This window comes from Nocardia sp. NPDC051052 (assembly GCF_044456045.1).
In the GTDB taxonomy this organism is placed as follows: domain Bacteria; phylum Actinomycetota; class Actinomycetes; order Mycobacteriales; family Mycobacteriaceae; genus Nocardia.
This window is the reverse complement of record NZ_JBITFL010000015.1, coordinates 188,730-211,709: the sequence shown is the minus strand read 5'-3', so window position 1 is coordinate 211,709 and position 22,980 is coordinate 188,730. Positions and strand designations below refer to the sequence as shown.

General features: G+C 67.9%; 22 protein-coding genes and 1 pseudogene. 10 read left to right on the top strand and 13 right to left on the bottom strand.

Annotated elements, in window-relative coordinates; all coding sequences use genetic code 11:
- The first annotated feature begins 32 nt into the window (after positions 1-32).
- Entirely contained in the window at positions 33-374 is a 342-nt protein-coding gene (locus ACIBCN_RS37855) for a helix-turn-helix domain-containing protein (RefSeq protein WP_396996870.1), read from the top strand.
- Positions 375-456: 82 nt separating this feature from the next.
- On the opposite strand, the gene ACIBCN_RS37850 is transcribed toward ACIBCN_RS37855, so the two are convergent.
- Positions 457-1,380, bottom strand: a complete 924-nt coding sequence (locus tag ACIBCN_RS37850; RefSeq protein WP_396996869.1) for an NAD(P)/FAD-dependent oxidoreductase — start codon at positions 1,378-1,380, stop codon at positions 457-459.
- Positions 1,381-1,727: 347 nt separating this feature from the next.
- Here ACIBCN_RS37850 and ACIBCN_RS37845 point away from each other — a divergent pair, with 347 nt between their 5' ends.
- Positions 1,728-2,390: an AAA family ATPase gene (locus tag ACIBCN_RS37845; RefSeq protein WP_396996867.1), complete on the top strand. Its 663-nt coding sequence runs from the start codon at positions 1,728-1,730 to the stop codon at positions 2,388-2,390.
- A 58-nt stretch (positions 2,391-2,448) separates the two neighbouring features.
- On the opposite strand, the gene ACIBCN_RS37840 is transcribed toward ACIBCN_RS37845, so the two are convergent.
- Both ACIBCN_RS37840 and ACIBCN_RS37835 read right to left on the bottom strand, forming a co-directional pair.
- Entirely contained in the window at positions 2,449-3,405 is a 957-nt protein-coding gene (locus ACIBCN_RS37840; RefSeq protein ID WP_396996866.1) for a diacylglycerol kinase, read from the bottom strand.
- Positions 3,402-4,979 (bottom strand): FAD-binding oxidoreductase, encoded by a 1,578-nt coding sequence (locus ACIBCN_RS37835; RefSeq protein ID WP_396996893.1) that lies wholly within the window; start codon positions 4,977-4,979, stop codon positions 3,402-3,404. Before ACIBCN_RS37835 ends, ACIBCN_RS37840 begins: the two co-directional genes overlap by 4 nt.
- Positions 4,980-5,118: 139 nt before the next feature.
- Here ACIBCN_RS37835 and ACIBCN_RS37830 point away from each other — a divergent pair, with 139 nt between their 5' ends.
- Both ACIBCN_RS37830 and ACIBCN_RS37825 read left to right on the top strand, forming a co-directional pair.
- Positions 5,119-5,733 carry a TetR/AcrR family transcriptional regulator gene (locus ACIBCN_RS37830; RefSeq protein ID WP_396996865.1) on the top strand — a complete coding sequence of 205 codons (615 nt, stop codon included), beginning with the start codon at positions 5,119-5,121 and terminating at the stop codon, positions 5,731-5,733.
- A 2-nt stretch (positions 5,734-5,735) separates the two neighbouring features.
- Positions 5,736-7,283 (top strand): glycerol-3-phosphate dehydrogenase/oxidase, encoded by a 1,548-nt coding sequence (locus ACIBCN_RS37825; protein ID WP_396996864.1) that lies wholly within the window; start codon positions 5,736-5,738, stop codon positions 7,281-7,283.
- Here ACIBCN_RS37825 and ACIBCN_RS37820 read toward each other — a convergent pair.
- Together ACIBCN_RS37820 and ACIBCN_RS37815 are read right to left on the bottom strand one after the other, a co-directional pair.
- On the bottom strand, positions 7,280-7,834 hold the full coding sequence (locus ACIBCN_RS37820; protein ID WP_396996891.1) for a GNAT family N-acetyltransferase: 555 nt from the start codon (positions 7,832-7,834) through the stop codon (positions 7,280-7,282). The two genes, ACIBCN_RS37825 and ACIBCN_RS37820, sit on opposite strands and share 4 nt — an antisense overlap.
- Before the next feature lie 8 nt (positions 7,835-7,842).
- A complete protein-coding gene (locus ACIBCN_RS37815) occupies positions 7,843-8,514 on the bottom strand; it encodes a TetR/AcrR family transcriptional regulator (RefSeq protein WP_396996863.1) in 672 nt (223 codons plus the stop codon).
- Between the two features lie 213 nt (positions 8,515-8,727).
- Between ACIBCN_RS37815 and ACIBCN_RS37810 the strand changes: the two genes are divergently transcribed.
- From ACIBCN_RS37810 to ACIBCN_RS37800, 3 genes are all read left to right on the top strand, one after another.
- Positions 8,728-10,143, top strand: coding sequence for an MFS transporter (locus ACIBCN_RS37810; RefSeq protein WP_396996862.1), 1,416 nt, complete (start codon positions 8,728-8,730; stop codon positions 10,141-10,143).
- A 58-nt stretch (positions 10,144-10,201) separates the two neighbouring features.
- Entirely contained in the window at positions 10,202-11,038 is an 837-nt protein-coding gene (locus tag ACIBCN_RS37805) for an NAD(P)H-binding protein (RefSeq protein WP_396996861.1), read from the top strand.
- 372 nt (positions 11,039-11,410) lie between these two features.
- Positions 11,411-12,772, top strand: coding sequence for an FHA domain-containing protein (locus ACIBCN_RS37800; protein WP_396996860.1), 1,362 nt, complete (start codon positions 11,411-11,413; stop codon positions 12,770-12,772).
- A gap of 22 nt (positions 12,773-12,794) precedes the next feature.
- On the opposite strand, the gene ACIBCN_RS37795 is transcribed toward ACIBCN_RS37800, so the two are convergent.
- From ACIBCN_RS37795 to ACIBCN_RS37780, 4 genes and pseudogenes are all read right to left on the bottom strand, one after another.
- Positions 12,795-13,382, bottom strand: coding sequence for a dihydrofolate reductase family protein (locus ACIBCN_RS37795; RefSeq protein WP_396996858.1), 588 nt, complete (start codon positions 13,380-13,382; stop codon positions 12,795-12,797).
- A gap of 2 nt (positions 13,383-13,384) precedes the next feature.
- Positions 13,385-13,801, bottom strand: a complete 417-nt coding sequence (locus ACIBCN_RS37790; protein ID WP_396996856.1) for a VOC family protein — start codon at positions 13,799-13,801, stop codon at positions 13,385-13,387.
- A 182-nt stretch (positions 13,802-13,983) separates the two neighbouring features.
- Positions 13,984-14,739 carry a MerR family transcriptional regulator gene (locus ACIBCN_RS37785; RefSeq protein WP_396996855.1) on the bottom strand — a complete coding sequence of 252 codons (756 nt, stop codon included), beginning with the start codon at positions 14,737-14,739 and terminating at the stop codon, positions 13,984-13,986.
- 122 nt (positions 14,740-14,861) lie between these two features.
- Positions 14,862-15,267 (bottom strand): annotated as a pseudogene (locus ACIBCN_RS37780) (nuclear transport factor 2 family protein).
- Positions 15,268-15,474: 207 nt separating this feature from the next.
- Here ACIBCN_RS37780 and ACIBCN_RS37775 point away from each other — a divergent pair.
- The gene (locus ACIBCN_RS37775; RefSeq protein ID WP_396996853.1) at positions 15,475-15,915 is read left to right on the top strand and encodes a DoxX family protein; all 441 of its coding nucleotides are present in this window, start codon (positions 15,475-15,477) and stop codon (positions 15,913-15,915) included.
- Positions 15,916-16,016: 101 nt separating this feature from the next.
- Here the strand turns inward: ACIBCN_RS37775 and ACIBCN_RS37770 are convergent, their stop codons facing one another.
- From ACIBCN_RS37770 to ACIBCN_RS37755, 4 genes are all read right to left on the bottom strand, one after another.
- Positions 16,017-16,940: an NADP-dependent oxidoreductase gene (locus ACIBCN_RS37770; protein WP_396996851.1), complete on the bottom strand. Its 924-nt coding sequence runs from the start codon at positions 16,938-16,940 to the stop codon at positions 16,017-16,019.
- 107 nt (positions 16,941-17,047) lie between these two features.
- Complete coding sequence (locus tag ACIBCN_RS37765; RefSeq protein WP_396996849.1) at positions 17,048-17,434, bottom strand: MerR family transcriptional regulator; 387 nt, start codon at positions 17,432-17,434, stop codon at positions 17,048-17,050.
- Between the two features lie 153 nt (positions 17,435-17,587).
- Positions 17,588-18,418 (bottom strand): hypothetical protein, encoded by an 831-nt coding sequence (locus ACIBCN_RS37760; protein ID WP_396996847.1) that lies wholly within the window; start codon positions 18,416-18,418, stop codon positions 17,588-17,590.
- On the bottom strand, positions 18,415-18,771 hold the full coding sequence (locus ACIBCN_RS37755; RefSeq protein WP_396996846.1) for a hypothetical protein: 357 nt from the start codon (positions 18,769-18,771) through the stop codon (positions 18,415-18,417). The genes ACIBCN_RS37760 and ACIBCN_RS37755 overlap by 4 nt, the downstream gene beginning before the upstream one ends.
- 1,074 nt (positions 18,772-19,845) lie before the next feature.
- Here ACIBCN_RS37755 and ACIBCN_RS37750 point away from each other — a divergent pair.
- Complete coding sequence (locus ACIBCN_RS37750) at positions 19,846-22,143, top strand: FdhF/YdeP family oxidoreductase (protein WP_396996844.1); 2,298 nt, start codon at positions 19,846-19,848, stop codon at positions 22,141-22,143.
- Positions 22,136-22,975 carry a formate dehydrogenase accessory sulfurtransferase FdhD gene (gene fdhD / locus ACIBCN_RS37745; protein ID WP_396996843.1) on the top strand — a complete coding sequence of 280 codons (840 nt, stop codon included), beginning with the start codon at positions 22,136-22,138 and terminating at the stop codon, positions 22,973-22,975. The genes ACIBCN_RS37750 and fdhD overlap by 8 nt, the downstream gene beginning before the upstream one ends.
- Positions 22,976-22,980: the final 5 nt, after the last annotated feature.

The following is a 22,980-nucleotide window of genomic DNA, read 5'->3' as shown; positions in this document are numbered from 1 at the left end:
TATGTCCCGCGCGTCGTGTGAGACTTGCCGGTGTGAGTGAGCTCGGCGAATTCCTGAGGGCCAAGCGTGCGTCGATCGCGCCGGAGCGGGTCGGCCTCGCGCCGGTCGGCAATCCGCGACGGGTGAGCGGGTTGCGCCGCGAGGAGGTCGCGCTGCTGGCCGCGATGAGCGTCGATCAGTACACCCGGCTGGAGCTGGGCAGAGTGACCCGCGTCTCGGATCAGGTGCTCGACGGCATCGCGCGTGCGCTGCTACTGACCGAGGCCGAGCAGTCGTACCTGCGGCGGCTCATGGTGCCGCACAACGGGATCGGACAGAAAGGAAGGCGGAGTCTTCGGTGGATGAGGGACACCGAAGACTCCGCCTACACCTGAAATCCTACCGTCCCAACTGGAAGGGATCGGGAATCCATAAGCAATTCTCAGAATCTGGCATTTTCTACCCTTGATCTCCGAATTAACCGGTGGAAACAGGCACCTGGGCGGCGGCTAGCGCGAGGTCGACGTTGATCGCGACCGCGGCGGAATAGCCCGCCGATGCCGCGCCGACCACCTGGGCCGCGGGGTTCGAGACGTTGCCCGCCGCCCAGACGCCGGGCACGGTGGTCCGCCCGGACGGGTCGACGACCGGCCAGCCCTTCTCGTCGAAGCCGCATCCCACCGTGTGCAGTAGGTCGGCGTTGGGCACGAAGGTGGGCGCGATGAACAGGGCCGAGCAGGGCACCGCCCGGCCGTCGACCAATTCCACCCCGCGCAATGTGCCGTCGATGACGAGTCGCGCGATTTCACCCTCGACGACCCGGACATTGCGCGCCGCGAGCTGGGCCCGGTCGGTGTCCGACAACTCCATGGTGTGCTGGAACAAGGTCATATCGGCGGACCATTGCGGCAAGATCAAGGCCAGGTGCGGCACCCGGGGATCGGTGCCGCCGAGCAGGCCGAGTGGCTGATCGCGCACCTCGTATCCGTGACAGTACGGACAGTGCAGCACATCGATACCCCACCGCTCGCGCACGCCGGGCAGGTCGGGCAGCTCGTCGCGCAGTCCCGTCGCGATCAGCAGCCGGCGTGCGGTCAGTGTCCGTCCGCCCGCCAGTCGAACGGTGAAATCGTGCTGGCCATCAGCCTTTTCGACACCGGCCACGAGATCATCGATCAGCTCGCCGCCGTATCCGGCGACCTCCGCCGCGCCCGTGTCGAGCAGCTCGCCCGGCGACATCCCGTCCCGGGTAAGGAATCCGTGCATGTGTTCGGCGGGCGCGTTGCGTGGTGCACCACCGCGCACCACCGCCACCGTGCGCCGAGACCTGGTCAGTACCAGCGCCGCGGACAGGCCCGCGGTGCCCCCGCCGACGATCACTACGTCATATAAGTCGCTCATCTAGCGATCACCTCCGCGGGGAAGGATGCCGGGGGCGTCGCGTGTACAGCAAATTATATTGCTGTTCCCGGGAATTCGAGCGCACTGACCTCATGCGGAACCGTCGTCCAACGCCGCCCGTTCGGCAGTCAGGGCGAGCGTATGCATGTCCGCGCGCGAGCCCGCGGCAAGAAGTCCGGTTAGTCACGATTCGACCGTGTCCGTATTGTCCGTTCTTGCCAGATCAGCCGTAGCTGCGGACCCTGGAAGGCGTGAACGCATCCGCTAGTCCGATTCAGGGAAATCTCAGTGAAAATGCAGGGTTTTCCCCGTTGCCGGACGAGCGGCCGCTGGGGACTCTGGAAGAGGTGAACCCTCCGCTCGCCCTCGCCCCCGAGGCATTACTGTCCTTCCTCGCGCCGGATGCCGTGCACGATCTGCGAGGCAGGGCGGTCGACGAGTTGCACTATCCGCCCATGTCGGCGTTGGTTGTCGCCGGGATACCCGGGGCGGGCAAGAGCACGGTGCTGCGCAGATTCTTCGGCGCGACCACGGAGGCCGAGGATCCGTCCGGTGGGCCGGAAGGGTCAGTGGTATTGGACTCGCTGCAAGCCCGGAACCGGTTGCGGCACCGACTCGGCTGGCTGCCGTATTCGCTGTGGCGGCCCGTCGCGCACGTCGCGCACTTCGCGGGAATTCGTGCGGCACTGCGTGATACGGACGGGCCGGTGGTCATCCACGACTGTGCGACCACCGGATGGGCGCGGCGGATCATTTCGTTCTGGGCCGCGGGCTACGGCAGGGAGCTGCACCTGATCCTGCTCGATGTGCCGACCGCGGTGGCTCGCGCCGGGCAGCACGCCCGCGGGCGGCGGTCCAATCGAATGACCTTCGTACTGCACTGCTTTCGCTGGCGACGGCTGATGGAACGCCTACGCGCCGGTGGTGGCCTGCGACCCGCGCCCGAGTCGCTGGTGATCGTCGACCGGATCACCGTCAATCGCATGCGGCGCGTCACGTTCGCCGCGTAGCAGACCGCTCCGGTCATCGGAAAGCCTTGCCCGTCAACACAGCGCAGGCGTCAAGGTCTCAGGGGACCAACACTGTCAGCGCGCCGGGGACAGCGCGGATAGTGATCGGCAGCATGCCCGCCGGTTCGCCGTCCGCGGTCGCGGGAGCACCGGGCGCGGTCAGGGTGATTTCGGCGGCTCGATACTGCTTGACTTCGGGGTGATTCTGCCGTTTGCCCGCGGACAGTGCGGGCAGCAGGCGCAGCATCTCCGATCGGGACAGCGCGCCGACCACGGTGAGGTCGAGCAGGCCGTCGTCGAGCACCGCGTCCGGGCAGATCAGCATGCCGCCGCCGTAGGTGCGAGTGTTGCCGACGGCGACCATCACCGCGTTCAACTCCAACGCCGAGCCCGCACCAGGGTTCGTCAGGCCTTCGGTGACCGCGCCGGTCAACTCGACCCGATACGGCACGGTGAACCGGCCGGAGATCTCGGCCAGCGCGGCGACGGTGTAGCGGAGCCGTCCCCTCGGCCAGCGCATGGCGTTGGCGCGCAGGGTGACTCGGGCGTCGAACCCGGTGCCGGTGACGGTGGCGAACCACATCGGCGCGGATTCCGGTGCGGGCAGGTCGATCTGGCCGAGGTCGATGGTCCTGGTGTGCCCGTCGACCACGACGTCGGCTGCGGCGATCGGATCCTCGGTGGGCACACCGAGTTCTCTGGCCAGGTCGTTGCCGGTGCCCGCGGGGACCAAGCCGAGCGGCACGCCCGTTCGCGCGACGGCATCGAGGGTCACGTTGATCAGGCCGTCGCCGCCGATGCAGACCACCGCGTCGGAGTTGCCGCGCTCGATCGAATCCCGCACCAGCCGCACCGTTTCGGCGGCCGACGGTGCCTGCACCTCGGCGACCTCGACCCCACGCTCACGCAACCGCGCCAGCGCCGCGGTCGCGACGTCCTGGCCGGCGCCGAGCCCCGCGTGCCGATTGGTCACCACGGTGACCGCACGCACGGCGCGGGACGAATTCTGCGTCACGGAACCAGCTTTCCAGGATTGAGAATGCCCGCGGGGTCCACTTCGGCCTTCACCGCGCGCAATACGCGCACCCCGAGGTCACCGATCTCGGCGGGTAGCCACGGGCGGTGGTCGGTGCCGACCGCGTGATGGTGCGTGATGGTGCCGCCGGCCGCCACGATCGCGTCGCCGACGGCCTGTTTCGCCGTGTGCCACTGGGCAATCGGATCGTCGAGCTGCTTGGCGACGATGGTGAAGTACAGCGACGCACCCGTCGGGTAGGTGTGCGAGATATGGCACATGACCAGCGGCGGGGTGCCCTGTCCGGCGAGCGAATCGGTCAGTGCCGCAGTGACCTTCGCCTTGAGGTTGGCGAGGTTCGCCCAGGTGGTCGCGGTTTCCAGCGTCTCGCACAGCACGCCGACGTCCAGCAGCGCGTCGCGCATGTACGGCGCGCCGAAGCGGCCGTGCTCCCATTCCCTGGCCGGAGTTTCGCCGAGCGCGGTGCCACCCGCGGCGATGAGCAGTGCGCCCGCTTCGGCGCTGCGTGCGGCGACGTGCGCCGCCGAGCCTTCGAAGGTGGTGATGGCAAGGCAGCCGGACACCGCGTTGCCGCCGACATCGCCGGCCCGCGCCAGATTGATCCCGGTCTCGGCCTCGTCGGACAGTCGAAGCACCGTCGGCGCCGCACCGGCCTGCACGACCGAACGCAGTGCGGCGGCACCGGTTTCGAAGTCAGGGAACGACCATCCTTGGTAGGCGGTGGTTTCCGGCACCGGGTGTACCCGCACGGTGACCTCGGTGATCACCCCGAGCGCACCCTCCGAGCCGACGAACAATTCACGCAGGTCCGGGCCCGCGGCGGACGCGGGTGGGCGGCCGAGTTCCACTGCGCCGGTGGGTGTCGCGATCTTCAGCCGCTGCACCATGTCATCGAAACGCCCATAACCGGCCGAGGCCTGCCCGGACGACCGAGTAGCGGCGAATCCGCCGATGCTGGCGAATTCGAAGCTCTGCGGGAAGTGCCCGAGCGAAAGTCCCTGCGCGCGAAGCAGTTCCTCGGCACGCGGTCCGGTAAGTCCGGCCCCGAGAGTGGCCATGCCGCTGATCGGGTCGATCTCCGACACCGCGTCGAGCCTGCGCAGGTCGAGCGCGAGCACCGTGTCGAAGCGCCCGCGCACCGGGTCGACGCCGCCGACCACGCTGGTGCCGCCGCCGAACGGGACGGCCGCGATGGCATGCTCGGCGCAGTAGGCGAGCACGGCGAGTACTTGGTCGTGATCAGCGGGGAAAACGATGGCATCCGGTGCGTCCTGCGGACCCTCGGCGCGGCGACGCAGCAGGTCGGGGGTGCTCTTGCCGCCCGCGTGCCGCAGCCGATCGTGGTGGTCGACCGAGACGTTGTCCGCGCCGACCACCTCGACCAACCCGTCTCGTTGGGCAGGCGTGAGCGCCGACTCTCGGAGTGACACTTCGCCCTCATCGCGGCGCGCCACCGGGTCGCCGGACACTCCGAACACCTGCGTCAGGAGGCCCCGGATCTGTGCCGATAACGACTTGTGTCCGGCCGGAATGCCCCAGGCATCCCAGACCATACTCGCCGCGGCCCCGGTTACGCCCGAGTTTTTTGCCGGAGCCGATCCCTCGCCGGAGTGCTTCTGCGTCTCGACCATGCGTTACAGTTTGACATAGAATGTCAAGCAGTAACGAACCCGACCTCCCAAAGGTGACGCCTTGACCGCTCCAGCCGGCCCTGCCGCCGACGACGCGCTCTCCGCCATCGACCTAGCCATCCTCGACGCGGCCCGGCGCTGCGTGGAAGAGTTCGGCGTGCGCCGCACCACCCTCACCGAGGTGGCCAAGCGGGCCGGCGTCAGCAGGCCGACCGTCTACCGGCGCTGGCCGGACACCGGAGCGCTGGTCGCCGAACTGCTGGTCCGCGAGCTGCGCGCGATCGTCGCCGCCACCATGCCCAGCGCGGGCATCGGCCGCACCAAGCTGGTCACCGGCATCGTCGCGGGCGCGGTCAAGATTCGCTCGAATCCGTTGTTCGGCAAGATCTTCCGCACCGACACCGACCTGATGCTCACCTACGTCTTCGGCCGTCTCGGCCGCAACCAGCGCGCACTGATCGAGTTGTTCGCCGCGGGAATTCGCGAGGGACAGCAGGACGGGTCGATTCGCGACGGCGATCCGGAACACCTGGCCACCATGCTGCTGCTGATCGCGCAGTCGGCGGTCCAGTCGGCGGGCACGGTCGCCCCACTGCTTGCCGGAACCGACCTGGACACCGAACTGGCCAACGCGCTCGACGGCTATCTCGTACCGACCGATCGAAAGGTGCTGTGACGATGGCGGATTCACTGTCGAGGGGGGATTCCGCGCTCAACGCGGACCGGCGCACCCGCGAGCTGCGACGGCTCGGCGACAAGCCGGAGATCGACGTCCTGGTCATCGGTGGCGGCGTCACCGGCGTCGGCGCCGCACTCGACGCGGCCGCCCGCGGATTGCGGACCGTGCTGGTGGAGCGGCACGACCTGGCGTTCGGCACCAGCCGGTGGAGTTCCAAGCTGGTGCACGGTGGGCTGCGGTATCTGGCCGGCGGTCAGGTCGGCATCGCCCACGAAAGTGCCGTGGAGCGGGGCATTCTCATTCGCACCACCGCGCCGCACCTGGTGCGTCCACTGCCGCAGCTGGTGCCGTTGCTGCCCAGTATCGGTGCTGCGCACAGCGCGCTGGTGCGGGCGGGTTTCCTGGCGGGCGATGCGCTGCGCCGTGGTGCCGGTACTCCGGCCGCGATCCTGCCCCGCTCCCGCCGCGTCGCGGCCGCCGAGGCGCTGCGGCTCGCACCGACCGTGCGCCGCGACGGACTGCGCGGCGGGCTGCAGTCCTGGGACGGACAGCTCGTCGACGATGCCCGCCTGGTGGTCGCCTTGGCGCGCACCGCGGCCGCACAGGGCGCGACGGTACTGACCCGCGTGCAAGCCCTTGACGTGACCGGCAATTCGGCGAACCTCCGGGACACCCTGACCGGCGAGACGATGACCGTGCGCGCCCGCGCGGTCGTCAACGCCACCGGCGTGTGGGCCGACGAGGTCGATCCCAGCATCGAGCTACGCCCGAGCCGAGGCACCCACCTGGTGTTCGCCGCCGAGTCGTTCGGCGGCCTCACCGCCTCGCTGACCGTCCCGGTGCCGGGCAGCACCAGCCGTTTCGTGTTCGCCTTCCCCGCCGCGCACGGCCGCGTCTACCTGGGCCTGACCGACGAGGACGCGCCAGGCCCGGTCCCGGACGAGCCGAAACCCACCGAGTCCGAAATCGACTTCCTCCTCGACACCATCAATACCGCTTTACGTGAACCGTTGACCCGCAAGGATATTCGCGGCACCTACGCGGGGCTGCGCCCGCTGCTGAAGACCGCCGACGACAGCACCGCCGACATCTCCCGCAAACACGCGGTCCTGTATTCCCCCACCGGCGTCATCACCATCGTCGGCGGCAAACTCACCACCTACCGCCGGATGGCCGAGGACGTCATCGACGCCGCCGTCACCCGCGCCGGACTCACCGCGGGACCGTGCCGCACCAAACGACTTCCCTTGGTGGGCGCGGTTTCCGGCGCCGCCCGCGACCGCATCGACGCCGCACCGGTCCTGATCGACCGCTACGGCAGCGAAGCCGCCACCGTGCTCGCCGCCGCACAACACAATCCGGCCCTCGCCCAGCCCGTGGCGGCCGGAATCGATGTCACCGCAGCGGAATTCCACTTCGCCGTCACCCATGAGGCAGCGCTGGACGCCGACGATCTGCTCGACCGCCGCACCCGCATCGGCCTGGTGGCCGAAGACCGCGCGGCCGCCACCCCGGCCGCGATGGCCGCGCTGGCACCCGTCCCTTAGGTCTCCGAGACGGTCCCGTCGAAGGACCACGAGTCGAGATCGGCGCTCATGGAGCCGCGCGGCCAGTCGTCCAGGCCGTGCGCCGCCTCGGCCGCGCGGATCGCTTGCAGACCCGGCGGCTGCTCCGCGTCGCTCAGGTAGCGGAAACCGAGCCGCTCGTAATAGGGGCCGTTCCAGGCGACGCCGATGAAGGTGGTTAGGGTAATCGACTGCATCCCATGGTCTTTCGCCCAGAACACGGCGTGGTCGATCAGTTGCTTACCGATGCGTTTACCCCGATATCCGGGCAGCACCGACACCTGGTCGATATGAGCGTTGCCGTCCACAACGCCGAGGACCAGGTAGCCGATCGGATGGTCGTCCTCGTCGGCCCACACCCACGCGCGCCCGGCGCGCTGGAATTCGCGTAGCGTTTCGATCGAGGGCGGTTCATCCTCCGCCACGGCGGTCATGCCGATATCAGCGAACGGTTTACCCGCCGCGATCTCGATCTCTTGCATGGCTGGTAAATCGACCTCGGTCGCCGGTCGGATCACGGACACCCCTGACATCTTAGAGTTCAGGTGACGGGTGTGGCGAGAATGCCCTCGATAAGCACCCGAAGCGCCCATTTTTCCCGCGCGTCGCCGTCGCCGATCATCAGACTTTCGCGCATCCCCACGATCATCGGATAGCGATCGGCCGGTAGTTCGGCGAACCGCTTGGCGACGTCGGCGAGGTGTTCTTCGGCGCGCATGCCCTTGGTGTTGTAAGCACTCTGTTCGGCGGCGGCCGCGGTGACGTGCAGGAACAGCAGGTCGACGGCCCACGAGTTGGTCATTTCGTCCACCCCGCCCTCGGCGAACAGGGCCAGCATCCGGTCCATGAGCAAGAGGGTGTTCGGCGCGGTCGGGATCGAACCGAGTGCGACGAGGGCCAGCCCTTCATGGCGGCTCATCGCGGCCACCGCCGCGTCGACCAGCGCGACCAGACGCTCGCGCCAGGTGCCGCCGGCCGGTTCCTCGAGCGTGCCGAGCACGTGATCGAGCATGGCGGCCATCAGGTCGTCGCGGTTGGCGACGTAGACGTAGAGCGAGGCCGCGCCGGTATCCAGTTCCTGCGCGACGCGGCGCATGGTCAGCGCGGCCAAGCCGTCCCCATCGAGGATGCGCAGGCCGGTTTCGATGATCACGTCACGGCTCAGCGGAGCCTTCGCGGGACGGGCCCGGCGGCTGACGGGCGCAGTGTTCATGCGTGGGCCTCCGCAGCGCTCGAATCCGCCATAACCGCAGCGGTGGCTGTGCTCATTGGTCGCTCTCCGCGCTCTCTCATGGTGTCGAGCATACGCCTCTAACGAACACCGTTTGACACGAACGGCGTTCGTCTCGTATTGTTGCCTCAAACGAACATCGTTCGTAACGATCGAAGTTCGATCGAAGCTACTCCACCTCGAAGGAGGTGCCCCATGACCACCGTCACGCACTCCACCCCCGCAACGCCCCAGGTCACTCGCCGGATGTGGGCCGTACTCGCCGTGATCCTGGCGGTCGAGATCCTCGACCTGCTCGACTCCACGATCACCAACATCGCTGCCCCGACCATCGCCAGGGATCTACTCGGCGGCGAGTCGCTGATCCAGTGGCTCGGTGCGAGCTACGCACTCGCGCTCGGCGTGCTGCTGGTCGTCGGCGGCCGACTCGGCGATCGCTTCGGCAAGCGCCGCCTGTTCCTGATCGGCCTGGCCGGATTCACCGTCGCCTCGGTCGCCTGCGGCCTTGCCTTCGATCCGACCTCGATCATCGCCGCCCGGCTGATCCAGGGCGCGTTCGGTGCGCTACTGATTCCGCAGGGTTTCGGCATCCTCACGGCTGTCTTCCCCCGCGAACAGCTCGGCAAGGCGTTCAGTGTGTTCGGTCCCGCCCTCGGCCTTTCCGGGGTCGGCGGCCCGATCCTCGCCGGTTTCCTGATCGACGCCGATCTGTTCGGATTCGGTTGGCGCGCCATGTTTTTGATCAATATCGCGCTCGGCGGCGCCGCCTTCGCCGCCGCCTACCGCATACTGCCGTTCGACAGCGGCGACCGCACGGTGTCCATCGACGGGCTCGGCGCCGGGCTGCTCGGTGTCGCGATGTTCGGCGCGCTGTTCGGCCTCATCGACGGCTCCGCCCACGGTTGGACCGCCGTGCCGCTCGGCTACCTCGCCGCCGGTCTCGTCTGCTTCGGCTTGTTCGCCCGGCGCCAGCTGACCGCCACCAACCCGCTGATCAAACCCACGCTGTTCAAGAACCGGGGCTTCACCTCGGGACTGCTGCTCGGTCTCGTGTTCTTCGCCGCGGTCTCCGGCCTGCTCTACGTGTTGTCGCTGTTCATGCAGATGGGTCTCGGCTATACGCCGACCGGAGCCGCGCTCGGCCTCGCGCCCTTGGCCGCCGGCATCGTGGTCGCTTCGATCGCGGCGCATCGGTTCATCGCCCGGCTCGGTCGCAACCTCATCCTGATCGGCCTGCTGATCACCCTGGTCGGCACCGGTCTGCTGCTGGCGCTCACCGTGACCGCCGGAACGGGCGTCGCCCCGTTGGCGCTGGCCGTGCCGATCCTGATCCTCGGCCTCGGTCTCGGCACCTGCTTCGGCACCATTTACCGAGTCACCATCGGTGATATCGAACAGACCGAAACCGGTAGTGCCAGTGGATCACTCACCGCCGTGCAACAGCTCGCCAATGCTGTCGGCGCGGCCGCCATCACCACGGTGTACTTCCACTCCGCCGACACCGGCCAGGTCCACGCGCTGACCATCAGCCTGGTTCTCGTCGCCGCCATCACCCTCGCCAGCTGCGCGCTGGTTCGTTTGCTGCCACGCAACGCGCCCGCCGAGCACTGAGCGCGCCGCCGCTTTGCATGATCAACTATCCCAATTCACCACTCAGCAAGGACTTCTCATGATCCTGATCACCGGAGGCCGCGGCGCGGTCGCCACCCAGCTCTGCACCCTCCTGCACGCCGACGGACTGGCCGTCCGTGTCGGCTCCGGCCGACCCGGGGAACTCCAGCTGCCCGCAGGCGTCGCGGCCGTCGCCCTCGATCTCAAAGACCCGAATACGTTTCCCGCCGCCCTCGCCGGGGTCACCTCCGTGTTCCTCTATGCGGAAGCCGCCGCGATCAACGAATTCGTCTCCGCCGCAACCGAAGCCGGGGTCGAGCACATCGTGTTGCTGTCCTCGTCCTCGGTGCTCGATCCCGACGCCGCCACCAACCCTGTCGCGAAGTCGCACCTCGACGCCGAACTCGGACTCGCCGACGCCCCGATGACGGTCAGCGTCCTGCGTCCGGGTGCCTTCGCCGGCAATGCCCGCAGCTGGGCCTGGGCGATCAAGGCCGGTCGCCCGATCAACCTGCCCTACCCGAACGCCTACGCCGATCCGATCCACGAAATCGACGTCGCCGCCGCCGCATACGCCCTGCTCACCGCGCCAGATCAGCGCGGTGCGCAGCACACGCTGACCGGCCCGGAGACGCTCACCTTCACCGAGCAGATCGACCTCCTCGCCACCATTACCGGGCGCAGCATCGCTGTCGAACAGGCCACGCCCGACGCCTGGAAGCAGCAGATGGCCGACTACATGCCCGCCAACTACGCCGACGGTCTGCTCGACTATTGGCGTCGCTGCGACGGCGTCCCGACCGAGATCAACGACACCGTGGCCACCCTCACCGGCCGCCCGCCGCGCACCTTCACCAGCTGGCTCGAGGAGAACGCCGCCGAATTCACCAGCTGAACACTGAGTCACGCTCACCGATCTGTCTCTGCCAGCCACCCGCCCGGTGGCTGGCAGAGACGTTTGCGCGCCGACACGCGGAGTGCGACACGACCGCGGCGATGAAGCGCAGGTGTCGAGCGAGATGGTCGCCACACTTGCGGCCGGGACAAACATCGCGCCATCGAGTTCCAGGGACCGATCGGACCGCCGCCGGACGCACGACCAGAATCCTGGCGGCACTACCGAATTCAGCGGCCCACCAATTCCCGTGGCCCAGTACGACAACGTATCCGCTGCAGCCCATTGCCGCCGCCACGCGCCGATCCGCGCGACGCACACGCTCTATGCTGGGCTCGAATGTCGGTAAGTGCGCCGGAAAGGAGGGCGCGGATGCGCAGCAAACCCCCGACCGTTGGTATCGCGCAAGGTCATGGCCTTGTCGCGCGCTTCGGTGGCGTAGTTGTCTATCTGGCTGGAGACACCGCCTCCAGTGATCGGATACTCGGCACTGTCGAGGCGGTCGCGGAGGCAGAACATCCCGGAGAGGCGCTGGCCCAACGGCTGGCGGCCGTGGTTTTCGGCGGCACCTCCGAGGTGCCACCGTTCGGCGTGGTGGCACCGACCGGCGACGGCACCCTGATCCTGCTGCGCGGGCCGGTCTTCGCCGAGATCAACGGTGCGGAAGGAACGCGGCGGCTCGATGGGGCGCGCGCGTTCACCTGGGTCGATGAGATCGTGCGCGAACCGCTGCGCCGGATCACCGTCGGCACAGACACCGGAACGACACTGAAGGCGTTGCCGCGCACCGATCTACGTGCAGGTGTGGTTCCCGGCGGTGGCTTCGTCCTGAACGTCGCCCTGCGCCGTGCGGGCAAAAAGGGTGCCGCGACACCGCGGCCGTCTGCCACCGCGTCGACATCCGGATCCACATCGACTTCAACGTCCGAACCCAAGGCGACCACGTCGACATCCGAGCTCGCGCCGACCGCCGCCGCCGGCTTCGCCGCGACACCCGAACCCACCGGCGCCGCCGACGCCATCGATCCTGCGACCGGTCCGGGCAAGTCCGATACCCCTGCCGCCTCGGATACGCCGACATCCGCGGCTTCAGCCACGTCATCGACCGCGCGCGCATCGTCGGCTCAGTCCTCGTCGACGCCCGCGCCTTCGGCAACCCGATCCGCCGCGGCCGGATCATCCACCAGACTCCATCCGAGCGAATCGGCGCGACCACGGGCCCGCCCTCGCCCGCCGATCGGCAACCGTCCCGCCGCCGACCGCCAACTCGCCTGGTCCCAGACCCATCAACCCGGCGCACGCCCCGAACCCGTTGCGCTGCACAAGACCTCGGCCGACCGGGCCGCCCGCTTCATCCGCCCGGCCGCCGAACACGACCAAGCCGCAGGCACTTTGGTCCTCGAGAACGGCACCGCCTACCCGCTCGACCGCCCCTACGTGATCGGTCGCGGCCCGCAAACCGACGACGCCGTCCGCACCGCCAGCGCCGCACCCATCGTCATCCAGCGCGACCGCCACGTCTCCCGCGTCCACGCCTACGTCTCGGTCGATCGAGGCAAGGTCTTCGTCCGCGACGCCACCGCCACCTCCGGCACCTACATCGCCCCACCCGGCACCGACCAGTGGACCCGAATAGGCACCTCCCCCACCGAACTTCTGCCCGGCTGGAGCGTCCGCATCAGCGAACGAGTCCTCACCTACCGCTGCCAAACAGAAGACCACCGCGACACCTGATCTACTCTGACGTCGAGAGCAGTCAGGGCTGTTGTTCTTCTCGATGGACCAAGTACCGCAGATGGGTGGCGTTTCGTCCTTCGAGCCGCCGGACGAGCTCCAATTCGATGTGGCCGAGTCCGGTCGGCTCGAACAGCCGCCGTCCCGCACCCAGCAGCACGGGGACGAGATGCAGTTCGAGTTCGTCGAGCTGGCCCGCTGCCAGCAGAGCCTGTGCCGCACCCGCGCCATGGACCAGCACGGGTCGATCGCCTGCTGCCGCTCGAGCGTCGGCGGCACACGCGTCGACGTCGGTGTAGAACTTCGCGCTGCCGGGTGGCTCGTCGGCCGGGTCGATGCGGTGGGTGAGCACGTTGATCGGCACGCCGTCGTGGTGGTCGCCGTGCCATCGCTTGGCCAGCTCGAACGTGCGGCGTCCGGATATCACGGCGCCGGTGGCCGAGGCCTCGGCATACACCTGCCCGTTGATTCCCTCGGACATCCGGTCGTCGAGCCAGTTGAACAGCCGCCCGCCGTCGCGGCCGAGTTCCTGGCCCGGCCGGTCGTCCGGCCCGGCGATGTAGCCATCGACCGACATGGCCATATAAAGCCGCAGTGGCGTCCTCACCATTCTCAATCCCTTTCCGCTGGCCAGTCGGCGGCGGTCATGCCGTCGGTGTGACCCGCCGGCCACTGGACGAGTTCGATCCGGCGACCGTCCGGGTCGGCGATGAACGTCGTCTTCAGACCGTCTTCGCGTTCCTCTCCCGGGGCGACGGGCTCGATCCCGTGCTCGGCCAGCACGTCGAGCGTGTCGGCCATCGACTCGACCTGTACGACCAAGTGACTGACATCGGTGCCACGCTCGACCGGCTTGCCGTCGTGGACCAGCTCGACGGTGACGAACTGATCGTCGGGTAGCTTCAGCATGCTCAGACGCCCGATCGGTGTCTCGGGCACGCTACCGACAACCTCGTAGCCGATGGCCCGGTAGAACGCCAGCGACCGCCCGAGATCGGTCACCCGCAATCCGACGTGCAACGTTCTCATCCCGTACCTCCATTACGTGCGTCGATCATGCTGCGACCGACGTGCTCGCGGCTATCCCCACATTTTTGGGGGTCCCGCTAGTGGCGGCAGGCTCTGCGACACCATCCGAAATATAGGCACGGCGCCTGATGCGAGAGAAAGGTTCTCGCGCATCAGGCGCCGTGCGTAACCTCCCGCATTCGTTATCGACGCGCCGAGTTCGCGGCCGTGATGAACTCGATCTGTGCGGGTGACGGGCCGCATGCCTCGGCTTCGGCCCGATTGACCTGCATCTGATACATGCTGTCGCGCAAGCCTGCGTCACCGCCATGGAACCCTTCCAAGAGCTCCATCCACTGCGCCGCCAAGGTCTGCGCCTCGGGTGCGGACGGGTCCATTCCCGCCGCGATGGCCGCGTCGACCTTGGGAACGAGCTCACCCCATTGCGCTTCAGCTTGCTGAATGCGCTGTTCTCCCAGGGCTTCTCGACGCTGAGCGAGCTGCGTCAGCTGTTCCTCGGTGAAATACTCTTTGATGGTGTCGTCGACCATGACGGTCCTCCTGATCAATTCCAGGAAGCGATCCGCGGATGTGTCCGGCCTGCTCGCCGCCGTGGCGGCCAGCGCCGCGACCAAGGCGTGCAGGTCCTGGGTCGCGGCCAGTTGCGCGGCCAGATAGTCGCGATGAGCGGAAAGCACCTGGGCCACCGGCACGGCGCCCTCGAGCAGGTCGATGATCTGGTCCAGTCCCAGGCCCAGCTGACGCAGGGCCAGCACCTGGTACAGGCGCTGGACATCGCTCGCGACGTAGAGCCGGTGGCCGGTGCCGGTCCGCTCCGCCGGGCAGACCAACCCGATGTGGTCGTAATGATGCAGCGTCCGCACCGTCAGTCCGGCCTCGGCCGCGAGCTCACCGACCTTCCATACACGCTCGGTTTCGGGTAGGTCCATCCGTTTCATCCCACTTCCACCGACGCACCGTGCGTCGGTGTCGCTGACGTTAGAACCTGACCTTACGTCAGGTGCAAGCCGAGGATCGTCCGCCGAATCCGGCGGTCACGCCCCGCCGAAACCGGCTGAAGTCAGGCAGGTCTCATGGTCTGCATCGTGCGCTCGAACTCCCAGAAAGCACGCACGGCGACGATCTTGCCCCGCCTCATCGACTCGATAGTTGAACACTCCCTCGGCGTCGATCACCTGGCCGCCGTTGTGGCTGCACACCTTTCCGGTGAACGCGACTTCGTTCCCGCAGGCGAAGGAGTCGTCGAACAGGAACTCGATCGACTCGTTGGGCTCGATGGCCTTGTCCCAGAACGCCGAGATGGCGTCACGGCCCCGATGCTCCTTACCTTCCGGATCGAAATCCGAAGGGCCGACCGGATCTTCGACGATGGCGTCCGCCGCGAACATAGCCAGCCAAGCGTCCTTGTCACGGGCCTGGACCGCGGCGTGCAAGGCCCGGCTGGCGATACGCGCCGGATGGGTCATGGTGTCCTCCTGCTGTCATACGTCTCCTGGATGTGGTGGTAGTAGACACCTGGCCGTGGGGGCACAGTCAATGCCCGACGTTCAGGGAGCAACGATCCCGCAGGTTCCGAAAATCTTTGCCGACAGCGATGAGTTCTCCGCAGGCGTCCCGTCTTATCCCTTGAACGCGCTACCAACCCGGCGCGACCCACGAGAAGGACTAGAAAAATGACCACCACCACCACCGCCACCGCCAACTTCGCCGACGCCGTCACCTACCGTCCGGGCAAGGTCCGCAACCGCGTCCTGTGGACCCTGCAGATCGTGCTCGGCCTGTTCTTCATCATCGCCTCCGGCGGGCCGAAGCTGGTGATGCCGAACACCCTGATGGAGAACGCCCCCGCGAATCTGACCATCCCCCTCGGGCTGCTCATCTTCATCGGAGTTGCGGAGGTCGCGGGCGGTATCGGCCTGCTGGTGCCGCGGCTCAGCGCCCTGGCCGCCGCGGGTCTGTCCCTTCTCACCGTGCTCGCCGCCGGGTCACAGGTTTTCCTCGCCGACATGCCCGCGATGGGGATCTTCCCGCTGGTGCTCGCCGCGATCTTCGCCTGGATCGCCTACGAGCGCCGCGCCACCATCACCGAACTGCGTAACTCGCTCTCGCGATGACACATTCATGAGTACGACCGGCGATCGGTGGACCATCCACCGATCGCCATTCGTGCGTTCCCGAGTCGATCGCCCGTCGGGTTGGCGGCGGTCGGCGCTTCTCATGTCACCTTGATGACGACCTTGCCCGAGGTGTGACCGTTCTCGACGGTGGCGAGCGCAGCCGGGGCATCGGCGAGCGGATGAACTGCGGTGATCACGGGTGCGAGGAGTCCGTCGATGGCAAGCCGGGCGGACCGCTCCAGGTTCGCGCGGTCGAGGCGACGCTCGACGAAACGCCCGCCGAGCTCGGCCACAGCCGAATCACCCACGGCGATCACGTTGCGCGGGTCCCTGGCCAGTGGCGCGACCGTCCGCAGCGAGGCGCCGCCGACCAGGTCGACGATCCCGTCGACACCGTCCGGAACCAGTTCGCGTGCCGCGGCGACGACGTCCCCGGTGGAGTAGTCGATGAATCGCACCCCGATGGCCTCGGCGTGCTCGCGCTTGGCGGTACTCCCGGTGCCGGTCACCCGCAGCTCGCGTCCGGCAGCCAGCCGGGCCACAGCAAGACCGACCCCGCCGCCGACGCCGTTGACCAGGACCGTGGCGCCGGCCGGGAGGCCGAGCTGGTCGAGCGCATCCACCGCGGTCGTCCCGGCCACCGGCAGCGTTGCCGCCACGGTCGCGGACAGGCCCGCCGGGATGCGCGCGGTGTTCGGGGCGGACAGCACCGTCGTCTCGGCGTAGGTGCCGCCTCCAGTAAATGCGAAGCCGAAGACCGCGTCACCCACCGCGAGCCCGTCGACATCCGCGCCCAAGGCGAGCACAGTTCCCGCTGCCTCCATGCCCAGCACGCGGGGGAACGGCCGCCCGCCATCGAGCCCGGGCACCAGACCCGAACGCAGCAAATGGTCGAGGGGATTCACACCGGCGACATCGACCCGGATCAGCACCTCGCCCTGACCGGGGACGGGATCGGGACGATCGAAGAACTCCTGCACCTCGGGCCCGCCGTACCTGCCGAAACCCCACGCCTGCCCCATTTTCTGCCGCCTCCTGTGTGACCGACCCCGGTGGTTCCGGGCGCTGTCGCCATCCTCATCCCTCACACCGATGTAAGGGGCAAGTGGCTGAGGTGCAGGTCACAGCGTCAGATCGACGGCACCGGTGCCGCGGCCAGCTCCGTCTGGTGCTGACTGTTGGCCTTGATCAGCACGTCGAGCGCCGCTCGGGTCTCGATCAAGTGCGCGATGTCGGCGTCGATCCGATCCCGCTCGCGCAGCATCGTCTCGAACGCCAGCTCGACCACGCCGTGGTCATCGGGCGTCTCCACGCACGGCAGCACGGTCGCGATCACCCGGCTGGACATCCCCGCGTCGAACAGCTGCCGGATGAGCGATACGCGCTGGACCCCGGCATCGGAATAGTGGCGCTGCCCGGCGTCGGAGCGCGAGCTGCTCAGCAGACCCTGCTCTTCGTAGTACCGCAGTGAGCGCTGACTCACGCCCGTGCGTTTGGACAACTCGCCGATCCGCATCCCGGAAAGTTTACCGACCGCAGGCTCCATGCTCAGCTCGCAAGAGCCGGGGGCGCGGATCGTGTTGTGGTGGGCGGAGAACCGGAAGGAGCGGGAGGTCGGCCGAGATAGCGAGCTCGCGGCATCGCGGTCCTCGGACGCGCACCTGCTCGGTCACGGGTTCGGCCCTTCGGCCGAGAACCGGTAGGTCTCGGCCTCGTCGACGTCGTCGGAATGGTTGGCGTCGTCGGCGAGATCCTCGTCCGGCTCCGGCGTCGGCGCGGCGTAGCCGAGCAGAAACGCAACCGTCGCGCTGACTCCCGCGAATGCCAGCCACAGACCGGTGTCGGGCACCCACCACCTGGCGACCGACGCGGTGAACGCGAACACCAGCCCGATTCCGAGCCCCGGCGCGAGCACCCGCAACCCGCGCTGCCATCGATTGGCCGAAAGCCGATGTCGCGCAATGGTCAACGCCGCGTCCGCGATGCCGAGCGCGGTGAGTACGGCGAGCGCGATCCCGAACAGTCCGTACACCGACCACAACGAGCCGCGCACATCGGTGATCACCGGTATCGCGGCCACCGCCGCGCCGCTCGCGCCGTAGACCGCGAGCTCACCGCCGATCAAGCCGATCGCTTGCCCGGACAGCCCGCGCAACTCCAGGCGATATCGCAGTGACTCGGATTTGCCTGGCGCAACGGCCAATTCGACGGCGGTGGAGTAGGAGAAGAAACTCAGGCCGAGCACGTGCCCCGTGAGATCGACGTGCCGGATCTCCAGCGGGTCGCTCGTATTGTTCGTCAACTCGATCGCGACTCGGATGGTGCTGTCCGGCTCGAGCCGCAACGGCTTCTCCACCGACGTCCCCGCGATATCGTGGCCGTCGATATTCGCCGACATGTCTACCCCGTCGGGCCGCGCACCCGCCTGCGCCGCCGTCCAGACCAGCACGATCAGCACCAGCCAGACAACATGCCGAATGCCATGGTCGCCACCGCTCATTCGCCGCTCCGCGCAGGTAGCTGTGCAACGAGGCGGCGGCCGTAATACCACCCGCCGAGCAGGAGAAAGCACAGAATCACGGTCAGCGTCGACGTGCCTGCCCCGATACTGCCGACCAGCACCACGTCCAGCGGCGCGACCAACGTGGGCCCGCATTTCGCGGTCACCTGGTACCTGCCGACATCCACCGGCCCGGTGGTCAGCGGCACCTCGAACGCCCCGTCCACCCCGGCGACCGTCTTGGCAACGGCAACGCCCCCCAACGTCACATCGACCGGCGCCTGCGGATCACACCCGTGCCCACTGGCCGTGACGCCGGCACCGGGCCCCACCGCCGACGGCGTGAGATCCATTGCGGCAGGCAGCAATCGGGGTGGCGGAGGTGGCGGCAGCGCTTCAGGAGCAGGCGGCGCAATCACCGGTGCCCGAACCGAATTCTGCGGTGGCACAACAACATCTGGCGGCCTGGTCTGCGGAGGTAGCGGCGGGATCGCCTCCTCTGGGGGCGGCGGGGCCATTTCGGTCGTCGTGTCAGGCGGCGGCGTCGTGTCAGGCGGCGTCGATGGAGTATCGGGTGGCGGTGTGGTCGTGATAGGTGGTGTCGTAACCGGCGGCGTCGTAACAGGTGGTGTCGTAACCGGCGAAGTCGTGACGTCCGGCGGTTTCGTTTCACTCGACGGCGGAACACTCGGACAAGTAGGGCCGTCCTCCCTGCCGCAAGGCTGGTGCGCTCGACGCGGCGACGCCCCTTCGTGCGTCCCGGTGTTATCCGATGGCGGCTGCTGCGCCGGAGCGGGCGGCACCGGCCCGCCACCATCTCTCGGCGGCAGCGGACTAGTCGGCTGCCGCACGGGAACCAGCACCGCTGGCCCCGCCCGAGCGCCAAGGTCCGTCAACCCGCCATCTGGCGACCACCATTGCGCCCCGACCACCGCAGGCGACCAACCAGAACCCGCGTCCCCGAACGCGGGAGCCCCCGGAAAACCAAGCAGCACAACCCAACACAGAGCCCCGGCACCGCCGACCAACTTCCGAGTCGCGCGCCTCGTCGCCACTTGCCGACGCGCTGCGCCGGCACGCGCAGCAATTGGTGCCAGCGTCCCCATCGGCCATGCTCTCGCTAGGCGTACCACCGCCTTCGATCCGACCCTGCACGGTTCGATGACGGACTCTGTACGACCGCGCCTACGTGCGTGCGATCCCTAGCATCGTAATGCGGTGTGCGCCTATGCGGAGTCAACTCGGGCGAGCCCAGTTGTGCTGCTATCGCCGAGTCAGCGCTGGGGTGGGATCTGGGGACGCGCGCCGATGCCGAACGCCTATTAAGGTCAGCGCGTGTTCCGCACCCGCATCGCGCCGAGTGCATACCATCGAGGTTAGCTGGTCCCCTGCCCGACTCAGACAGCGCGAAGAGGACAATACGAACTATGCACCGTAATGGGCCGACCGAGGATATCGATGAGTCCGCGCTGAGCGTGACCGCGCCGAAAGAGCAGGCCGCGGGTGTCACCGCGGTCGCGGTGTCGCTGAAGCGCGCGGTCGACGAGATGGGCGTGATCCGGACCGCCCGTACCCTCGCTCGGGTCAATCAGGTGCACGGCTTCGACTGTCCCGGTTGCGCGTGGCCGGAGCCGACCGGTCATCGCCGCCCGGCCGAGTTCTGCGAGAACGGCGCGAAGGCGGTCGCCGAGGAGGCGACGCTGCGCACGGTCACCCCCGAGTTCTTCGCCGCGCATTCGATCGATGAGCTGGCGGACAAGTCGGGCTATTGGCTCGGCCAGCAGGGCAGGCTGACGCATCCGATGGTGCTGCGCCCCGGCGATACCCACTACACCCCCATCGCCTGGGACGACGCTTACCGATTGGTCGCGGATCACTTGGGCGCCTTGACATCTCCCGACGAGGCGATCTTCTACACCTCCGGCCGCACCAGCAACGAGACCGCGTTCCTCTACCAGCTGCTGGTCCGCAGTTTCGGCACGAACAATCTGCCGGACTGCTCGAACATGTGTCACGAGTCCTCGGGCGCCGCGCTGACCAGCTCGATCGGCATCGGCAAGGGTTCGGTCTCGATCGATGACTTCGCCGCCGCCGACTTGATCATCGTCGCCGGTCAGAACCCGGGCACCAACCATCCGCGCATGCTCAGCGCGCTGGCCGACGCCAAAACCAAGGGCGCGAAGATCATCGCGATCAACCCGCTGCCCGAAACCGGCTTGCTCGGCTTCCGCGATCCGCAGACCGTGAAGGGCTTCACCACCGGCGTGTCCATCGCCGACGACTTCCTGCAGATCCGCCTCGGCGGCGATATGGCGTTGTTCCAGGCCCTCGGCAGGCTGCTGTTCGAGGCCGAGGACCGCGCGCCGGGCACGGTGGTCGACCAGGAGTTCATCGACGCGCACTGCGCCGGATTCGCCGAATACGAAAAGCAGGTCCGTGCGGTAGATTTCGCCACAGTTCTCGAAGCGACGGGCCTGACCCGAGCAGAACTCGACCGCACCGCACAGCAATTGGCCGAGTCCAAGAACATCATCATCTGCTGGGCCATGGGCCTCACCCAGCAGGCGCACGGCGTCGCCACCATCGAGGAGGCGACGAATCTGCTGCTGCTGCGCGGCATGATCGGCAAGCCCGGCGCGGGGGTCTGCCCGGTGCGCGGGCATTCCAACGTGCAGGGCGACCGCACCATGGGCATCTGGGAGAAGATGCCCGACGCGTTCCTCGACGCGCTGGACCAGGAATTCGGCATCGCCAGCCCGCGCAAGCACGGCTTCGACACGGTCGACGCCATCCGCGCCATGCGCGACGGCCGGGCGGAAGTGTTCTTCGGCATGGGTGGCAATTTCGTCTCGGCCACTCCGGACACCGCGGTGACCGAGACCGCGCTGCGCAATTGCGCGCTGACCGTGCAGGTTTCCACCAAGCTCAACCGCAGCCACGTGGTGCACGGCAAGACCGCGCTGATCCTGCCCACCCTCGGCCGCACCGATCAGGATCTGCGTGACGGCCTGAAACAGCAGGTGTCGGTAGAGGATTCGATGTCGATGGTGCACCTGTCCACCGGCAGGCTCAAGCCGGTGAGCGAGCAGCTGCGCAGCGAGGTCGCCATCGTCTGCGATGTCGCGCTGACCCTGTTCGGCGCGGACCACCCGGTCCCGTGGGCGCGCTTCCGGCGCGACTACGACACCATCCGCGACGCGATTTCCCGGGTGGTCCCCGGCTGCGCCGACTACAACACGCGGGTGCGCGCCCGCAACGGCTTCGTGCTACCGCACCCGCCCCGGGACAACCGCGAATTCCGTACCAGCACAGGCAAAGCCAACTTCGCGGTGAACGAGCTCAGCTGGACCCCGGTCCCCGAGGGCAGGCTGATCCTGCAGACGCTGCGCAGTCACGACCAGTACAACACCACCATCTACGGCCTCGACGATCGTTACCGCGGCGTGCACGGCGGCCGCAAGGTGGTGCTGGTGCATCCCGACGACATCACCGCCCTCGGCTTCGCGGAAGACGATCTCGTCGATGTGATTTCGGAGTGGACCGACGGTACCGAGCGCAGCGTCAAGGGTTTCCGGCTCATCGCCTACCCGACCCCGCGCGGCAACGCGGCGGCCTACTATCCGGAGACGAATCCCCTTGTCCCACTCGACCATGTCGCGGCACGGTCGAATACCCCGGTGTCCAAGTCGGTGACCATCAGACTGGAACGGGCCAGCCATGAGTAGAGTCACCGCCCGCCGCAGAATGCGCCGGATCTCGTCGACGGGTGAGATCCAACGCCCCGATACCCTGGCCGTCGAGGAGCCGCTCGAGATCCGGATCGGCGGTGATTCGCTGACCGTCACCATGCGCACCCCGGGCAACGATGTCGACCTCGTGCACGGATTCCTGTTGAGCGAGGGCATGATCGGCGTCGCCGAGGAGATCATGGCGGCCCGCTACTGCGCGGGCACCGACGACGAGGGCCGCCAGACCTACAACGTCCTCGACCTCACGCTGCGCAACCCGGTCTCGATGCGGCCGCGCAACTTCCTGACCACCGGCGCCTGCGGCCTGTGCGGCAAGACCGCCCTCGACGAGGTGCGCACCCTGTCCAAGTACCCGATCGTCCAGGGCGGGGCCGCGGTGGATACGCAGGTGCTGGCGGGCATGCCGGATACCTTGCGCAGCAAGCAGATCCTCTTCGAGGTGACCGGCGGCTTGCACGCGGCGGGCCTGTTCACCACCGACGGCACGGCACTCGCGGTCCGCGAGGACATCGGCAGGCACAACGCCGTGGACAAGGTGATCGGCTGGGCGTTACGGGAAAACCTGGTTCCCGCAAGCGATCTGGTGCTCATCGTCAGCGGACGCGCCTCCTTCGAGCTGGTCCAGAAGGCGGCGATGGCGGGCATTCCGATGCTCGGTGCCGTCTCCGCGCCCAGTTCGCTCGCGGTCGATCTGGCGGCCGAGACGGGCCTCACCCTCGCCGCTTTCCTGCGCGGCGACACGATGAACGTCTATACCCATCCGGATCGGATAGTCGCCGCACCGAACGCGACATCCATGCTGGCCTGATCACC

Bases quoted from the DNA above. Each gene is read 5' to 3' on its own strand.
- ACIBCN_RS37850 (WP_396996869.1), bottom strand. From the start codon at position 1,380: ATGAGCGACTTATATGACGTAGTGATCGTCGGCGGGGGCACCGCGGGC.
- ACIBCN_RS37835 (WP_396996893.1), bottom strand. From the start codon at position 4,979: ATGGTCTGGGATGCCTGGGGCATTCCGGCCGGACACAAGTCGTTATCG.
- ACIBCN_RS37825 (WP_396996864.1), top strand. From the start codon at position 5,736: ATGGCGGATTCACTGTCGAGGGGGGATTCCGCGCTCAACGCGGACCGG.
- ACIBCN_RS37820 (WP_396996891.1), bottom strand. From the start codon at position 7,834: ATGTCAGGGGTGTCCGTGATCCGACCGGCGACCGAGGTCGATTTACCA.
- ACIBCN_RS37815 (WP_396996863.1), bottom strand. From the start codon at position 8,514: ATGAACACTGCGCCCGTCAGCCGCCGGGCCCGTCCCGCGAAGGCTCCG.
- ACIBCN_RS37810 (WP_396996862.1), top strand. From the start codon at position 8,728: ATGACCACCGTCACGCACTCCACCCCCGCAACGCCCCAGGTCACTCGC.
- ACIBCN_RS37805 (WP_396996861.1), top strand. From the start codon at position 10,202: ATGATCCTGATCACCGGAGGCCGCGGCGCGGTCGCCACCCAGCTCTGC.
- ACIBCN_RS37800 (WP_396996860.1), top strand. From the start codon at position 11,411: ATGCGCAGCAAACCCCCGACCGTTGGTATCGCGCAAGGTCATGGCCTT.
- ACIBCN_RS37795 (WP_396996858.1), bottom strand. From the start codon at position 13,382: ATGGTGAGGACGCCACTGCGGCTTTATATGGCCATGTCGGTCGATGGC.
- ACIBCN_RS37790 (WP_396996856.1), bottom strand. From the start codon at position 13,801: ATGAGAACGTTGCACGTCGGATTGCGGGTGACCGATCTCGGGCGGTCG.
- ACIBCN_RS37785 (WP_396996855.1), bottom strand. From the start codon at position 14,739: ATGAAACGGATGGACCTACCCGAAACCGAGCGTGTATGGAAGGTCGGT.
- ACIBCN_RS37775 (WP_396996853.1), top strand. From the start codon at position 15,475: ATGACCACCACCACCACCGCCACCGCCAACTTCGCCGACGCCGTCACC.
- ACIBCN_RS37770 (WP_396996851.1), bottom strand. From the start codon at position 16,940: ATGGGGCAGGCGTGGGGTTTCGGCAGGTACGGCGGGCCCGAGGTGCAG.
- ACIBCN_RS37765 (WP_396996849.1), bottom strand. From the start codon at position 17,434: ATGCGGATCGGCGAGTTGTCCAAACGCACGGGCGTGAGTCAGCGCTCA.
- ACIBCN_RS37760 (WP_396996847.1), bottom strand. From the start codon at position 18,418: ATGAGCGGTGGCGACCATGGCATTCGGCATGTTGTCTGGCTGGTGCTG.
- ACIBCN_RS37755 (WP_396996846.1), bottom strand. From the start codon at position 18,771: ATGGATCTCACGCCGTCGGCGGTGGGGCCCGGTGCCGGCGTCACGGCC.
- ACIBCN_RS37750 (WP_396996844.1), top strand. From the start codon at position 19,846: ATGCACCGTAATGGGCCGACCGAGGATATCGATGAGTCCGCGCTGAGC.
- fdhD (WP_396996843.1), top strand. From the start codon at position 22,136: ATGAGTAGAGTCACCGCCCGCCGCAGAATGCGCCGGATCTCGTCGACG.